Annotated in this window: 12 protein-coding genes; 4 read left to right on the top strand and 8 right to left on the bottom strand. The window is 66.3% G+C overall.

The annotated features are described in order from the left end of the window. Positions 1-77 precede the first annotated feature (77 nt). The 4 genes from accC (at position 78) to F624_RS0124940 (ending at position 4994) form a co-directional block, all read left to right on the top strand. Positions 78-1427, top strand: a complete 1350-nt coding sequence (gene accC, locus F624_RS0124955; RefSeq protein WP_019577108.1) for an acetyl-CoA carboxylase biotin carboxylase subunit — start codon at positions 78-80, stop codon at positions 1425-1427. Between the two features lie 60 nt (positions 1428-1487). Further along, a complete protein-coding gene (prmA, locus tag F624_RS0124950; RefSeq protein WP_019577107.1) occupies positions 1488-2375 on the top strand; it encodes a 50S ribosomal protein L11 methyltransferase in 888 nt (295 codons plus the stop codon). Positions 2376-2444: 69 nt separating this feature from the next. After that, complete coding sequence (locus F624_RS0124945) at positions 2445-4070, top strand: zinc-ribbon and DUF3426 domain-containing protein (protein ID WP_019577106.1); 1626 nt, start codon at positions 2445-2447, stop codon at positions 4068-4070. Between the two features lie 27 nt (positions 4071-4097). Next, positions 4098-4994 (top strand): carbohydrate kinase family protein, encoded by an 897-nt coding sequence (locus F624_RS0124940; protein WP_019577105.1) that lies wholly within the window; start codon positions 4098-4100, stop codon positions 4992-4994. A gap of 100 nt (positions 4995-5094) precedes the next feature. On the opposite strand, the gene F624_RS0124935 is transcribed toward F624_RS0124940, so the two are convergent. From F624_RS0124935 to F624_RS0124895, 8 genes are all read right to left on the bottom strand, one after another. Then, positions 5095-5727, bottom strand: coding sequence for a histone (locus F624_RS0124935; RefSeq protein ID WP_084679659.1), 633 nt, complete (start codon positions 5725-5727; stop codon positions 5095-5097). A 177-nt stretch (positions 5728-5904) separates the two neighbouring features. Then, complete coding sequence (locus tag F624_RS0124930; protein ID WP_019577103.1) at positions 5905-7068, bottom strand: ribonucleotide-diphosphate reductase subunit beta; 1164 nt, start codon at positions 7066-7068, stop codon at positions 5905-5907. A gap of 219 nt (positions 7069-7287) precedes the next feature. Then, positions 7288-10206, bottom strand: coding sequence for a ribonucleoside-diphosphate reductase subunit alpha (locus tag F624_RS0124920; protein WP_019577102.1), 2919 nt, complete (start codon positions 10204-10206; stop codon positions 7288-7290). A 349-nt stretch (positions 10207-10555) separates the two neighbouring features. Further along, a complete protein-coding gene (gene ampD, locus F624_RS0124915; protein ID WP_019577101.1) occupies positions 10556-11161 on the bottom strand; it encodes a 1,6-anhydro-N-acetylmuramyl-L-alanine amidase AmpD in 606 nt (201 codons plus the stop codon). Beyond that, on the bottom strand, positions 11148-12716 hold the full coding sequence (locus F624_RS0124910) for a sigma-54-dependent transcriptional regulator (RefSeq protein WP_019577100.1): 1569 nt from the start codon (positions 12714-12716) through the stop codon (positions 11148-11150). Before F624_RS0124910 ends, ampD begins: the two co-directional genes overlap by 14 nt. Positions 12717-12718: 2 nt before the next feature. Next, positions 12719-14449: a sensor histidine kinase gene (locus tag F624_RS0124905; RefSeq protein ID WP_019577099.1), complete on the bottom strand. Its 1731-nt coding sequence runs from the start codon at positions 14447-14449 to the stop codon at positions 12719-12721. Then, positions 14446-14718, bottom strand: coding sequence for a PP0621 family protein (locus F624_RS0124900; RefSeq protein ID WP_019577098.1), 273 nt, complete (start codon positions 14716-14718; stop codon positions 14446-14448). Before F624_RS0124900 ends, F624_RS0124905 begins: the two co-directional genes overlap by 4 nt. After that, positions 14715-15515 carry a cytochrome C assembly family protein gene (locus tag F624_RS0124895; RefSeq protein ID WP_027478242.1) on the bottom strand — a complete coding sequence of 267 codons (801 nt, stop codon included), beginning with the start codon at positions 15513-15515 and terminating at the stop codon, positions 14715-14717. The genes F624_RS0124900 and F624_RS0124895 overlap by 4 nt, the downstream gene beginning before the upstream one ends. Positions 15516-15548: the final 33 nt, after the last annotated feature.

The following is a 15548-nucleotide window of genomic DNA, read 5'->3' as shown; positions in this document are numbered from 1 at the left end:
GGCTGTCGGCCGTCGGGTGCCCATCCCTGAGATAGTGCACGCGCTGCGTGCGGGGCTCTGCCGCCCCGGGAGCACTGATGTTTAAGAAAATCCTGATTGCCAACCGGGGGGAGATCGCCCTCCGCATCCAGCGGGCCTGCCGCGAACTGGGTGTCAAGGCGGTGATGGTCTATTCCGAGGCCGACCGCGATGCCAAGTACGTCAAGCTGGCGGAAGAGGCCGTGTGCATCGGCCCGGCCCCGTCACCCCAAAGCTACCTCAACATGCCGGCCATCATCTCGGCGGCCGAGGTGACCGACGCCGAGGCCATCCACCCCGGCTATGGCTTTCTGAGCGAGAACGCCGACTTTGCCGAGCGCGTCGAGAAAAGCGGTTTCCAGTTCATCGGCCCTTCGCCCGAGTCGATCCGCATCATGGGCGACAAGGTGTCGGCCAAGCAGGCCATGATCCGGGCCGGCGTGCCCTGCGTGCCGGGTTCGGAGGGTGAACTGCCCGATGATCCGGTGCAGATCAAGCGCATCGCCAAGACCGTGGGTTACCCGGTCATCATCAAGGCCGCAGGCGGCGGCGGTGGCCGCGGCATGCGCGTGGTGCACACCGAGGCCGCGCTGGTCAATGCGGTGCAGATGACCAAGGCCGAGGCTGGGGCTGCGTTCGGCAATCCTGCGGTCTACATGGAAAAGTTCCTGCAGAACCCGCGCCACATCGAGATCCAGATCCTGGCCGACAAGCACCGCAATGCGGTCTACCTGGGCGAGCGCGACTGCTCGATGCAGCGCCGTCACCAGAAGGTGATCGAAGAGGCGCCGGCCCCGGGCATCCCGCGCAAGCTGATCGAAAAGATCGGTGAGCGTTGCGCCGCCGCCTGCAAAAAGATCGGTTACCGCGGTGCGGGCACCTTCGAGTTCCTGTACGAAAACGGCGAGTTCTACTTCATCGAGATGAACACCCGCGTGCAGGTGGAGCACCCGGTGACCGAGCTGATCACCGGCATCGACATCGTGAAGACCCAGATCATGGTCGCCGCGGGCGAGAAGCTGCCGTTCACGCAGCGCCAGATCGAGATCCGGGGCCACGCCATCGAGTGCCGCGTGAATGCCGAAGACCCTTACAAGTTCGTGCCGTCGCCGGGCCGCATCACCATGTGGCATGCCCCGGGCGGCCCGGGGGTGCGCGTGGATTCGCACGTCTACACCAACTACTTTGTGCCGCCCAACTACGACTCGATGATCGGCAAGATCATCGTGCACGGTGACACCCGCGAGCAGGCCCTGGCCCGCATGCGCACCGCCTTGCTGGAGACCGTGGTCGAGGGCATCAACACCAACATCCCGCTGCACCGCGAGCTGATGGTGGATGCCAAGTTCATGGCCGGCGGCACCAACATCCATTACCTTGAAGAGTGGCTGGGCCACCACAAGCGCTGATCGGCCCGGGCCGGACTGCCCCCTTGCGGGCGGCCGGCCTTCCAAGACCCCAGGAACGCCATGTTTGAACTCCGGCTGCTGTGCCCCGAAGACCACGTTGAAACCGTGAGCGACGCGCTCGATGCGCTGGATGCCTTGAGCGTCAGCGTCGAGGACGCCGACGCCCAGACCGATGCCGAGCAGGCCTTGTTCGGTGAACCCGGCATGCCGCCGCCCAAGGAGGGCTGGCAGCGTTCGCGCGTGATCGCCCTGTTCCCCGACGAGGCCAGCGCCGATGAGGCGGCCAAGCTGCTGCAGTTGCAGGATTTCTTTGCCGACTGCCGCCTGCTGGGGCTGGCCAAGGTGCCCGATGAAGACTGGGTGCGCCTCACCCAATCGCAGTTCTCGCCGGTCGAGATCACGCCCGAGTTCTGGATCGTGCCCACCTGGCACGAGCCGCCGGAGCAGGCCCGCCAGGTGATCCGCCTGGACCCGGGGCTGGCCTTCGGCACCGGTACCCACCCGACCACCCGCATGTGCCTGCGCTGGATTGCGCGGCGGCCGGCCACGGCCGCCCTGGGCCGCGTGCTGGACTACGGCTGTGGTTCGGGCATTCTGGCCATCGGTGCCGCCAAGCACGGTGCCCAGGCCATTGACGCGGTCGACATCGACGAGGCGGCCGTGCAGTCCACCCACCTGAACGCCGAGGCCAATGGTGTGGCGCTGAATGCCGGCCTGCCGGACCGGGCACAGGGTGTGTACGACACGGTGCTGGCCAACATCCTGGCCACGCCTTTGAAGGTGCTGGCCCCGCTGTTGTGCGCCCATGTGGCGGCAGGCGGCTCGCTGGTGCTGGCGGGTATCCTGGAGCGCCAGGCCGATGAACTCAAGGCGGCCTACGCCCCCTGGCTGCAGTTGTCGGTGGCCGACAGCGAAGACGGCTGGATCCTGATGACCGCGCAGCGTTAAGCCTGCGCCACGGGTGCCTCACCGCACCCGCTGAAAAATGCGGCCGCGCCTCTACAATCAGGCGCATCCATGAGCCTCATCACACGTTGCCCAGCCTGCGCCACGACCTTCAAGGTCGTGCCGGACCAATTGAGGATTTCCGACGGCTGGGTGCGCTGCGGGCAGTGCACCGAGGTGTTCGATGCCACGGCCAACCTGGTGGAGGAAGGCGCTGCCTCGGCGGGCGCCGGCTCGCTCGGCCAGGGAGGGCCAGCGGGTTCGCGAAGCCCCCGGCCCGAGCCCCCAGCCTTTCTGCGCGCTGCCGTCACGCCTTCTTCCAGCACCACCTCGGCCAGCCCATTGGTGACGCCGGCCTCGCTGGCTGAACGCCCGCTGCCCCAAGATACGGTTCAGGTGCCGGCCCAAGCGCCGGTTCCAGCACCCGTACCGGCCGTTGCGCCCATGCCTCCGGCACCCACCCCTGCGCCCCGCCCCAGTCGTGAGCCGGTGATGCCCGAGTTGGTGATGCCCGACCTGGTGTTGCCTCCGCCGCCTGCGCCTCTTCGTGCCCCTTCACCTGAGCCCCCAGCGCCTGTGGTCGAGCCTGCTGTGCCGCGCAGCGCCGATGAATTGCTGGCCGAACAACTGGCCCGGCTCGACCTGGATCTGGCTACGCCCGATGCGCGCCGTCAGGTCGAGCCCACCTTGGACGAGGACGATCTGGGCCTGGATCTGCGGGCGGTGTTCACCCGCCAGCCTGAGCCCGACGAGCCCCGCGTTCAGGTCGAGTTTGCGCCCGTCACCGAGCCTGCCGAGCCGCGTGTGCGCCCGCAGGGCGATCGGTTTCCCGTGTTGTCGGTGCCTGAGCTGGACTTGCCCGGTACCCCGCGACCACCGCGCACCGACCCCCCGGGGGTCACGCTGGCGGCCCTGCGTTTTCCGGATGATCCAGCGCCGCCCGCTGCACCTGGCGTGGAGCTGCCTCCGGCCACGCCAAAGACCGAGCCCTTGCTGCAGGAGGCCGGCCTGACGGAAGAGGTGTCGCCCAGCCTGCTGTCCGAATCGGCCGCCGTGGATGCGCCGGGGGATCTGTCCACGCAGTGGGCTGCCGAAACGCCAGCCCAGGCCATGGCCGCCGCCCCCGCGCCAGCGCGGCGTGCCGAGGATGAAGTCGATGCCTTTGGCCCCGATGTGCTCAAGGGGCTGCAGTTTCTGCGCCGTGCCCGCCGCGAGGCCTTCTGGCGCCGTCCGCTGGTGCGGGGCGTGCTGGGCTTGGCGGTGTTGCTGCTGTCGGGCTTGCTGGTGCTTCAGTGGGCCTTGCATGAGCGCGCCCGGCTGGCTGCGGCCGAGCCCGCTTTGCGGCCCGCCTTGCAAGCCTTGTGTGATGTGGCGGGCTGTGAGTTGGCGCCTCTGCGCCGCATCGAGTCCTTGGTCATCGAATCCTCGGCCTTCAACAAAACCCATGGCGAAGGCTTTCAGCTGGCCCTGGCCATCCGCAACACGGGTGCCTTGCCGCTGGGCATGCCGGCGGCCGAACTCAGCCTGACCGACTCGCAGGACCAGGCCGTGCTGCGCCGTGTTTTCCTGCCGGCCGAACTGGGCGCTCCGCCGACGCTGGGGCCCGGGGCCGAGTGGAGTGCGGCCCTGCCCGTGCGTGTGGCCGGGGCCGCCTCCTTGCGCATCGCGGGCTACCGGGTGCTGGTTTTTTATCCCTGACGACTTTCAAGAAAAGATTTCAACAACATGGCAGCAATCATCTGTGGCTCCCTGGCCTTCGACACCATCATGACGTTCGAGGGGCGTTTTGCGGATCAGATCCTTCCGGATCAGCTCCACATCCTCAACGTGTCTTTTCTGGTGCCGGCCTTGCGGCGCGACTTCGGTGGCTGCGCCGGCAACATCGCGTACGCGCTCAAGTTGCTGGGGGGCACGCCCCTGCCCATGGCCACCGTCGGCAACGATGGCGCCGACTACCTGGAGCGGCTGCGCACGCTGGGCATCAGCGGCGAGTATGTGCGCCAGGTCTCGGACACCTACACGGCCCAGGCCATGATCATGACCGACCGTGACAACAACCAGATCACGGCCTTTCACCCGGGCGCCATGATGCAGGCGCACCAGACCCGCATCGAGGCGCGTCCTGATGTGCGCCTGGGCATCATCTCGCCGGACGGGCGCGACGCCATGCTCGAGCATGCCGCGCAGTTCAAGGCCGCCGGGATCCCCTTTGTGTTCGACCCGGGGCAGGGTCTGCCGATGTTCGATGGTGCCGATCTGGCGCGCTTTGTGGACCAGGCCACCTGGGTCACCGTCAACGACTACGAAGGCAAGATGCTGTGTGACCGCACCGGCTGGACGCCGGCCGAGATTTCGCAGCGTGTGCAGGGCGGGCTGGTGATCACGCTGGGCGCTGAAGGCAGTGAAGTCTGGGTGGCGGGCCAGCGCACCCACGTGCCGCCGGTGCAGGCCCAGGCGGTGGTGGACCCGACGGGCTGCGGCGACGCCTGGCGTGGCGCGCTCCTGTTCGGTCTGGAGCAGGGTTGGGATCTGGTGCGTTGTGCCGCCCTGGGCAGCCGCGTCGGTGCGCTCAAGATCGCCCAGCGTGGGCCGCAGAACTACCAGCTCGACTTCCAGCCCTGATCGGGCAGGGCGGCCGGCCTGTGCCCGCTTGTGCCGGTTTCGCCCACAAAAAAGCCCGAGGCCGTGAGGCGTCGGGCTGGCACGTCGGAGAACGTGTCGCTCAGGGCTTGTTGCCGGTCGGGAAAGGCCAGGCAGCCTGAGGGTTGAGTGTGGTCTGAGCGGCCGGAGTCGCAGGAGCCACAGGGGCAGCGGCAGGCTTGGCGGGCGCCTTCTTCGCAGCGGCCTTTTTGGCGGCAGGCTTCGCAGCAGGCTTCTTGCCAGCCGGAGCCTTCTTGGCCACAGTGGCCGCAGTCTTCTTCGGAGCAGCAGCCTTCTTGGCAGGAGCAGCAGCCTTCTTGGCGGGTGCAGCGGCCTTCTTGGCAGGAGCAGCAGCCTTCTTGGCAGGAGCAGCAGCCTTCTTGGCAGGTGCAGCGGCCTTCTTGGCAGGCGCAGCAGCCTTCTTGGCGGGTGCAGCGGCCTTCTTGGCAGGCGCAGCAGCCTTCTTGGCAGGCGCAGCAGCCTTCTTGGCGGGTGCGGCGGCCTTGGCAGGCGCAGCAGCCTTCTTGGCGGGTGCAGCGGCCTTCTTGGCAGGCGCAGCGGCCTTGGCAGGAGCAGCAGCCTTCTTGGCGGGTGCGGCTGCCTTGGCAGGTGCTGCAGCCTTCTTGGCTGGGGCGGCGGCCTTCTTGGCGGGCGCAGCCGCCTTCTTTGCAGGTGCAGCGGCCTTCTTGGCGGCCGGTTTCTTCGCAGTTGCCATCATTTTCTCCTTGGTCGGATTGCAATGAACACTTGGCGCTCGCATGTCGGCGTCAAGCGATCCAGGGCTCTGGGCAATTGCCCACAGGTCTGAATGGGGGCGCGCAACGCCACGGCCGGCTCAAAGGCCGCTGCGTGGTCGGTGGGCATGAATGGGGTGGCCATGGCGTTGCGGTGATCAGTCCCAGGAGAGAGCACCACCCGATTGATACTCGATCACGCGGGTTTCGAAGAAATTGCGCTCTTTCTTCAGGTCGATCATTTCGCTCATCCAGGGGAAGGGGTTCTCTTCATTCGGGAAGAGGGCCTCGAGCCCGATCTGGGTGGCACGGCGATTGGCGATGTAGCGCAGGTAGCCCTTGAACATCGAGGCGTTCAGACCCAGCACGCCGCGCGGCATGGTGTCTTCGGCGTAGGCGTATTCGAGTTCGACGGCCTTCATGAACAAGGCCTTGATCTCGTTCTTGAAGTCGGCGGTCCAGAGGTGGGGGTTCTCAAGCTTGAGCTGGTTGATCAGGTCGATGCCGAAGTTGCAGTGCATGGACTCGTCGCGCAGGATGTACTGGTACTGCTCGGCCGCACCCGTCATCTTGTTTTGCCGGCCCAGGGCCAGGATCTGGGTGAAGCCCACGTAGAAGAACAGGCCTTCCATGAGGCAGGCGAACACGATCAGCGACTTCAGCAGGGTCTGGTCGGTCTCGACGGTGCCGGTCTTGAATTCGGGGTTCATGATCGCGTCAATGAACGGGATCAGGAATTCGTCCTTGTCGCGGATCGACTTCACCTCGTTGTAGGCGTTGAAGATCTCGCTTTCGTCCAGACCCAGCGACTCCACGATGTACTGATAGGCATGGGTGTGGATGGCTTCCTCGAAGGCCTGGCGCAGCAGGAACTGGCGGCACTCGGGGGCCGTGATGTGGCGGTAGGTGCCCAGCACGATGTTGTTGGCGGCCAGCGAGTCGGCGGTCACGAAGAAGCCGAGGTTGCGCTTGATGATGCGACGCTCATCTTCGGTCAGACCGTTGGGGTCTTTCCAGAGCGCGATGTCGCGGGTCATGTTGACCTCTTGCGGCATCCAGTGGTTGGCGCAGGTGGCGAGGTATTTTTCCCAGGCCCATTTGTACTTGAAGGGCACCAGCTGGTTGACGTCGGTCTGGCCGTTGATGATGCGCTTGTCGGCTGCGTTGACGCGGCGCTTGGCGCCTGCGGCGACCTCTGTGGCCGAGGTGGATGCAGTGCCGAATTCAGTGAGAGACGCGGCCTCGGCCGTGCGGCTGTTTTGCAGTTCGCCGGCGAGTGAATTTTGCGATGAGGGCTTGACTTCTTCGTCCCAGGTCAACATAAGTTTTCCAATGTCCGGATTATGAAAGCAGCCATGCAAATTGGAAAGTACCCGATGGGCGTGGCTGCCTTGTTTGTGAGAGGTTTGTTGTTCTGTCGCATCGACGTTGCGGCCCTTGCATGACGCTGCTGTCTCTTGTCGAAACAGGTCGGGTCATGTGGGGCATCCGTGGCGTCGAAGAAGCCCCTGACTCTCGAAGCAGGGGCTTCATCAAAAGCCTTACTGGCAGGCCTCGCAGCCCGGGTCGTCGATGGCGCAGAACTTGATGTCCGTGGCCGGGATCGCATCGGCCTGGGCACGGGCTGCAGCGGCTGCCGCTTCCAGTGCGCTCGGCTTGGCGGCGGCCATCGCTGCACCCGTTTCGCTGCCCGAAGACACCGAGTTCATACGGCCTGAGGCCACGGTGGATTTTTCGGCGTGGGTGGCGCCCACGGTGCGCAGGTAGTAGGTGGTCTTGAGGCCACGCAACCAGGCCAGCTTGTAGGTGTCGTCAAGCTTCTTGCCCGAGGCGCCGGCCATGTAGATGTTCAGCGACTGGGCCTGATCGATCCACTTCTGACGGCGTGCCGCGGCTTCGACCAGCCAGGTGGTCTCCACCTCGAAGGCGGTCGAGTACAGGGCCTTGATCTCTTGCGGCACGCGGTCGATCGGACGCAGCGAGCCATCGAAGTGCTTGAGGTCCATCACCATCACGTCGTCCCACAGGCCCAGGCGCTTGAGGTCGCGCACCAGGTAGCCGTTGATGACGGTGAACTCACCCGACAGGTTGGACTTGACCGAGAGGTTGCCGAAGCAGGGCTCGATCGAGGCATCCACGCCGATGATGTTGGAGATGGTGGCGGTCGGCGCAATGGCTACGCAGTTGGAGTTGCGCATGCCGTCGGCCGCGATCTTCTTGCGCAGGGCGTCCCAGTCCAGGGTGGCCGAGCGGTCCACTTCGATGTAGCCGCCGCGGGCCTTCTCAAGCATGTCGATGGTGTCGAAGGGCAGGATGCCGCGGTCCCACAGCGAGCCCGGGTAGCTCGAGTACTTGCCACGCTCCTTGGCCAGCTCGGACGAGGCCCAGTAGGCGTAGTAGCAGATCGCTTCCATCGACTGGTCGGCGAACTCGACGGCAGCTTGCGAGGCGTAGGGGATGCGCAACTCGTACAGGCTGTCCTGGAAGCCCATCAGGCCCAGGCCCACCGGGCGGTGGCGCAGGTTCGAGTCACGGGCCTTCTTGACCGCGTAGTAGTTGATGTCGATGACGTTGTCGAGCATGCGCATGGCCACCTTGATGGTGCGCTTGAGCTTCTCGTGATCGAGCTTGCCGTCGGTGATGTGCTGCAGCAGGTTGACCGAGCCCAGGTTGCACACCGCGGTTTCGGTGTCGCTGGTGTTGAGCGTGATCTCGGTGCACAGGTTGGATGAGTGCACCACGCCCACGTGCTGCTGTGGCGAGCGCACGTTGCAGGCGTCCTTGAAGGTGATCCAGGGGTGGCCGGTCTCGAACAGCATGGTCAGCATCTTGCGCCACAGGTCGGTGGCCTGCAGGGTGCGGCTGGGCTTGATCTCGCCACGGGCGGCCTTCTCTTCATAGGCCACGTAGGCGCGTTCGAAGTCGGCACCGAACAGGTCGTGCAGGTCGGGCACGGTGGAGGGCGAGAACAGGGTCCAGGTGCCCTTTTCCATCACGCGGCGCATGAACAGATCGGGGATCCAGTTGGCCGTGTTCATGTCGTGGGTGCGGCGGCGGTCATCGCCGGTGTTCTTGCGCAGCTCCAGGAACTCTTCGATGTCGAGGTGCCAGGTTTCCAGGTAGGTGCAGACCGCGCCCTTGCGCTTGCCACCCTGGTTCACGGCCACGGCGGTGTCGTTCACCACTTTCAGGAAGGGCACCACGCCTTGCGATTCGCCATTCGTGCCCTTGATGTGCGAGCCCAGGGCACGCACGCGGGTCCAGTCATTGCCCAGGCCGCCGGCAAACTTGGACAGCAGGGCGTTTTCCTTGATGGATTCGTAGATGCCGTCCAGGTCGTCGGGCACCGTGGTCAGGTAGCAGCTCGACAGTTGCGAGCGCAGCGTGCCGCTGTTGAACAGCGTCGGGGTGCTCGACATGAAGTCGAAGGACGACAGCACTTCGTAGAACTCGATGGCGCGGGCTTCGCGGTCGGTCTCGTTGAGTGCCAGGCCCATGGCCACACGCATGAAGAAGGCCTGCGGCAGTTCGATGCGGGTCTTGCGCACGTGCAGGAAGTAACGGTCGTACAGGGTCTGCAGGCCCAGGTAGTCGAACTGCAGATCACGTTCGGCCTTCAGTGCGGCGCCCAGGCGGACCAGGTCGTAGCTCAGCAGCTTTTCATCGAGCAGTTCGTTGTCCACGCCCTTCTGGATGAACTTCGGGAAGTACTCGGCATAGCTGCTGGCCATTTCGGCCGGGCTGACTTCACGACCCAGCACTTCCTTGGCAATCGTGTGCAACAGCAGGCGGGCGGTGGCGTAGGTGTAGTCGGGGTCTTTTTCAATCAGGGTACGGGCGGCCAGGATCGACGCCTTGTAGACCTCTTCCATGGGCACGCCGTCGTATAGGTTGCGCATGGTCTCGGCAAAGATGGGCTCGGGCTTGACGTCGGCGCTCAGGCCTTGGCAGGCGGCGACGACCAGCGAGCGCAGGTAGGCCTCGTTGAGGGCGATGCGCTGGCCGTTCTCGGTCACGTGCAGGGTGGGCACCGGAGGCTTGGCCTGTTCGACCTGGTGGGCGCGTTCTTGTGCGCGACGCTCACGGTACAGCACGTAGGCGCGGGCCACTTCGTGGTGGCTGCCGCGCATCAGGCCCAGTTCGACCTGGTCTTGCACGTCTTCGATCGGGAAGGTGCCGCCGCCGGGACGCGAACGCACCAGCGCCCGCACCACGCCCTGGGTCAGGGCATCAACCACATCGCGCACGCTGGCCGAGGCCGCGCCCTGGGTGCCATGCACAGCCAGGAAGGCCTTCATCATGGCCACGGCAATCTTCTGCGGCTCAAACGGCACGACCGCGCCGTTGCGGCGGATGATCTGGTAGTGCGCCAGCACACTGGGCACGCCGGATTCAGCGGTTTCGGGGGGGGAGGCGGTGCTGTTCGAGGCCGAGGCCGGGGCGTTCGTTGCAACTTGCATGGATTCCTCTTCTTGAACTGTTTTCAGGGGAGACGGCACGGCTCGGGTGGGAGCGTGCGGGTGATGGGGTGGTTCGATCGAACCGATCGTTACACACTATATCTGGGGCCTTGAGTGAATTCAAGACACTACCTGTAGTGTATCAAGCCCAAAGATGAGCGACGGCGAAGGGGCTTTATTTCACTTTGTGATGACTGCAAGAAGGGGGGCTTCAAAAGCCGCACCAGGACTGCACTCCAGGGCGGCGAGCCGCTTGTTTTCTGGCTTTGCCGGGCGTTTCAGGCCGCAGAGCCGCATGGTGTCTGCGGCTGCTTGCGAGGTCTGAGCAGCCACAGAAGCCGCAAAAAAATCAGGACTGCGGCGAATGCGCCACGGCCATAGGGAAAAATCCTGAGGGCCAGCCCAGCTGGACGATCAAGCCAGGCCAGTCAAAGCCGGCGCCGGGATCGTTCTTGCGACCCGGCGCAATGTGCTCATGACCCGCCACATGGGCGATGGGGTAATGACACCGCAGTGCCTGACACAGCCCGTTCAGGGTCGCGTATTGTGCCACCGTGAAAGTGCTTCCTTCGAGACCTTCGAGTTCTATGCCGATCGAATCGTCATTGCAGTTGTCACGCCCTCGGTAATGAGAGCGGCCTGCGTGCCAAGCCCGGTCATTGCAATCCACGAACTGCCAAAGCTCGCCATCGCGCCGGATGTAGAAGTGGGCTGACACCTCCAGCCCGCGGATCTGCCCGAAGTAAGGGTGGGCGTCCCAATCGAGCTGGTTGGTGAAGAGCTGCTGCACCTCGTTGCCCCCGTACTGGCCCGGCGGCAGGCTGATCGAGTGCAGCACGATCAGGTCGATGCAGGCGTGCTCGGGGCGAGGGCCGAAGTTGGGCGAGGCCAGAGCCCGGGCCAGCGTGTACCAGCCACCCTGCCACAGCGGCGGTGTCGGGTCAGCCGGCTTCATGGCTCTCGCTGTCTTGCGGGATCGGGATGTTCAGGCGTTCGATGCGGTAGCGGATCTGGCGCAGGCTCAGGCCCAGGCGGGCCGCGGTGGCGGTGCGGTTGAACTGGTTGTCTTCGAGGGCCTGCATCAGGATGGAGCGCTCCTGCTCATCGAGGTAGGCCTGCAGATCGAAGGGCAGGGGGTTGGGTGGCGCGGGTGGCGTGCACCCTGTTGTGAGGGCCGGTGGCGGTGTCCCGGCGTCCCCCTGCGGTGTGGCCTGCAGGGCGGGTGCTTCTCCGGTGACCCCAGGGCTGAGGGCAGGAGCCTCGGCCTCGCAGGGCAGGGCGCTGCCGTTGAGCCACAGCGCCTGGTCCATGGCCAGTTCGTCACCCTCGCTCAAGGCCACGGCGCGGTGCAGGAGGTTTTCGAGTTCGCGCACATTGCCTGCCAGCGGCAGGGTGTACAGCGGGGCCATGGCCTGCTCGTTCAGACGCGGCACGGCCAGGCCCGATTCGCGTGCAATGCGGTCGAGCAGGGCCTGGCAGAGCAGGGGCAGGTCTTCGCGGCGCTCACGCAGCGGCGGCACCACCACCTCGATCACGTTGAGGCGGTAGTACAGGTCCTGGCGGAAACGGCCGGCCAGCACGTCGGCGGCCAGGTCTTTGTGTGTGGCGCTGACGATGCGCACGTCCACGGGCACTTCCTGGGTCGAGCCCAGGGGGCGGATGCTGCGCTCCTGGATGGCGCGCAGCAGCTTGGACTGCATGGCCAAGGGCAGGTCGCCGATCTCGTCGAGGAACAGGGTGCCGCCGCTGGCGGCCTGGAAGTAGCCTTCGCGGTCTTGCTGCGCACCGGTGTAGGAGCCCTTGCGGGCACCGAAGAACTCGGCTTCAAGCAGGTTTTCAGGAATGGCGCCACAGTTCACCGCCACCAGCGGGCCATGACCGCGCTGGCTGCAGGCGTGCAAGGCCCGCGCCACCAGCTCCTTGCCGGTGCCGGACTCGCCGCGCACCAGCACCGGCGCCATGCCACGCGCCACCTTCGCGACGCGCTGCTTGACGGCCTGCAGGGCGTCGGACTGGCCGACCAGCCGGTCCAATGCCTGCTGGCCGATGGCGGGCGTGCCCAGGCCGGTCTCGGCGGCATGGGGCATTTCGCGGGCGGCAATCACCAGGGTCTCCCGGCTGCCTTGCACGGCCGAGGCCACCACGGTTCGGAACTGCTTGAGATCGACCGGCTTGGTCAGGTAGTCGAAGGCACCCGCCTTCAGGGCCTCGACCGCGTTCTCGGCCGAGCCATAGGCCGTCATGACCACGCAGCGCTCGGGGCGTTGGCGGGCCCGCAGTTGCTTGAGCAGGTCCAGGCCCAGCCCGTCGGGCAGGCGCATGTCGGTGATCACCGCATCGAAGCTGCGTTCATCCAGGCAGGCCCGGGCCTCGGCCAGGCTGCCGGCGGCCTCCACGCGGTAGCCCTCGCGCAACAGCGTGAGTTCGTACAGCGTGCGCAGATCGGGCTCGTCATCCACAACCAGGATGTGGGCCGGGGCTGGCAGCGATGGGGAGGGAGGACTGGACATGGTCAGCTGGGCATTGTGTCAAACGCAAGCTGGGGCTGTCCACCGCCCGATGGGGCGGTCGTGAAATCAAGCACGAAGGCATTGCCATCCAAGGTGCCGCGTCTCGTGGCCGCTGGCTCACGTCGGTAGGCGATGCGGCTGCCATGGCGCTCGCACAGCTGGCGGCAGATGTACAGACCCAGTCCGGAAGACCGGCTCTCGGATGAGAAAAAAGGCTCAAACAGGTGACGCTCCACGCTGGGCTCCATCGGTGCCCCGTCACTCCACACCACCAGGCTGGGCGCCTGAGCTGCCAGGCGGCGGGTCGACACCTGCAGCGAGTCGGGGTGTGGCCCCTGGTAGCGCAGGGCGTTGTCCAGCAGGTTGTCCAACACCCGGCGCAGGTGCTCGGGGTCGAAACTGACCTGCACCTGGCCGGCCTGCAGGTCCAGTTGCACACGGCGGCGGGCCGGATCGCGCTGACACCATTCGCGGCAGCAGGCGGCCACACTGGCGTCCAGGGGCATGGCCGTGCCCGGGTCAACCCCCAACTGATGCTCAACCCGCGCGATGTCCAGCACCTCTTCGACGATGCGGGCCAGGCGCTGTGCGTTGTGTTGCACCATCTGCACCAGCCGTCGCTGGGCGGGGTCCTGAATGTCTTCCTCCAGCAAGGCGTTGGCCTGCGTGATGGCAGCCAGAGGGTTGCGGATCTCGTGCGCCATGGCGGCCGAGACCCGGCCCATGGCCGCCAGTTTCTCGGTGCGCAGCCGGGCCTCCAGCTCGCGCAGGTCGTGCACGAACATGACACACAGCTTGCCGGCCTCTTGTTGGCCACTGCGCGTCAGCCGGGTGCGCACATGCACCTGGGCCTGGCTTTGGGCGTCCAGCCGCAGTTCGGTGTCCTGCACCTGGGCCTGGGCTTGGCCAAACGTGGCACGGGCCAGGTCCAGCAGCGGTTGCCACTGCGGGTGCGCACCGAGCCAGAAGCCAGGAGCGCTTTGGGCCGCGGCCGGCCCCAGCAGGGCGCGTGCTGCCGGATTGAGGGCGCATACCACCTCGCGGGCGTCGATCACCAGCACCCCGTCGCGCAGGTGGTCGATCACCAGGGTGTTGACCTGGGCCTGGACCTGGGCGGCCAGCCGGCTGCTGTTGGAAATGCGCTCTTCGCGCGCCAGGCGCTGCGCCAACTGGTGCACCAACAGGCCCACCACAAAGTAACCGCAACCCGTGATGCCGGCCTGCATGAGCGGGCCCGCCGGATCGTTGCCGGTCAGCAAGTGAAGGCTCCAGGTCTGCACCAACAGCAGCAGGGTGCCGGCCGCCGCGCTCGACAGCGTCAGCAGGCGCGAGCCCAGGGTGGCGGCCATCAGCACCGGCATCACCACCAGGGGGGCGTAATTCAGGCTGCCGGACTGCAGCCATTGCAGGGCCGAGAACACCAGCAGGTCCAGGCCGATGGTGGGCAACCACTGCGCTCCCATTTCGGGGCTGGGTGGTTGTTTCGTGGCCCGCCAGCGGGTCAGCAGCGTCAGACCGAAATACACCCCGCCCAGGCCCATCACCCAGGCGTTGATCGGCTGGGTCAGCAGGTGGCTCAGGCCTTGCAGCATCAGCAGCGCCAGGGCGAGCATCAGCCGGGCGGTCAGAAACCCGTGCCACAGCCGGGAGGGGGTTTCTGGCGGTGCCAGCAGTTCGGACGATTCGGGGTCGAGTGCGCTGAACCAGGACGGCGGCGCGTCGTCCGTGCTCATGCCTGGCGGCCGCTCTGGCGGTGGGCCGCGCTGCAGTAGAACGGTGCGCTGCCGCCGGGGCCGTCGGCCAGGGCTTCGCTGCGGGGCAGGTGCAGGCCGCAGTGGGCGCAGGCCACCATGTCCTGCAGTGGCTTGACGGTGCTTTTGCGTGCGGCTGCCGGGCTTTCGGGCGGCGCGGGCCTGGCCTCGCGGGATTCGGCCATGCGGCCCTGGCGCCAGAGCCAGTAAACGCCCAGCGCGATGGCGATGATCAGCAGGTATTTGCTCATGCCCCACCCCGGCTCAGCAGCACTTCCATCACGAAGCGCGAGCCCACATAGGCCAGCAGCAACAGGCCTGAGCCGATGTACAGGATGCGCAGGGCCCGACGACCCCGCCAGCCGAAGCGTGAGCGACCCAGCAGCAGCACGGCAAAGGTCAGCCAAGACAGCACCGAGAACACGGTCTTGTGGTTCCAGCGCCAGGCCTGGCCATACAGCACCTCGCCGAACAGCCAGCCTGCCAGCAGGGTGGCGGTCAGCAGCACAAAGCCGGCGGCCACGAAGCGGAAGGTGAGGCGTTCCAGGGTCAGCAGCGGCACGCCGCTGTGGGGGTCGGCCGCCTGCCGGATGCGGTGTTCGGCCCGGGTCATGAGCCAGGCGTGCACCACTGCGGCCGAGAACATGCCGTAGGACGCAATGCCCAGGGCCCAGTGCAGGGGCAGCCAGGGCGAGGCGCTGACGTGCAGGGTCTGCCCCGGAAACACCAGCGACAGCAGCACGGTGAAGGCCCCGAGCCCGGCCAGCGCCCAGCGCGCCTGGAGTTGCGGAAACAGCCGGCTTTCGATGGCATACACCGTCAGCACCAGCCAGGCCGTGACGGACAGGGCCGGCGCAAAGCCGAATCGGGGCGGCTCGCCGGCCAGCCCCAGCATCAACACGCCGGCGTGCAGCAACCAGGCCAGCAGCAGGGCGAAACGCACGCCGCGCGGCGCGATGCGCGAGGCGGCGGCTGCGGGCACGGCATAGGCCGCGGCGGCTGCCAGGCCCAGCAGCACCATACCGGTGGACTCACTGGATAAAATCATGGATCACAGTTTAGCGTCTTGCACATGGGTGCC

Source organism: Curvibacter lanceolatus ATCC 14669, assembly GCF_000381265.1.
Classification (GTDB): Bacteria; Pseudomonadota; Gammaproteobacteria; order Burkholderiales; family Burkholderiaceae_C; genus Curvibacter; species Curvibacter lanceolatus.
The sequence above is the reverse complement of the archived record's forward strand: the minus strand, read 5'-3'. Positions and strand labels throughout refer to the sequence as shown.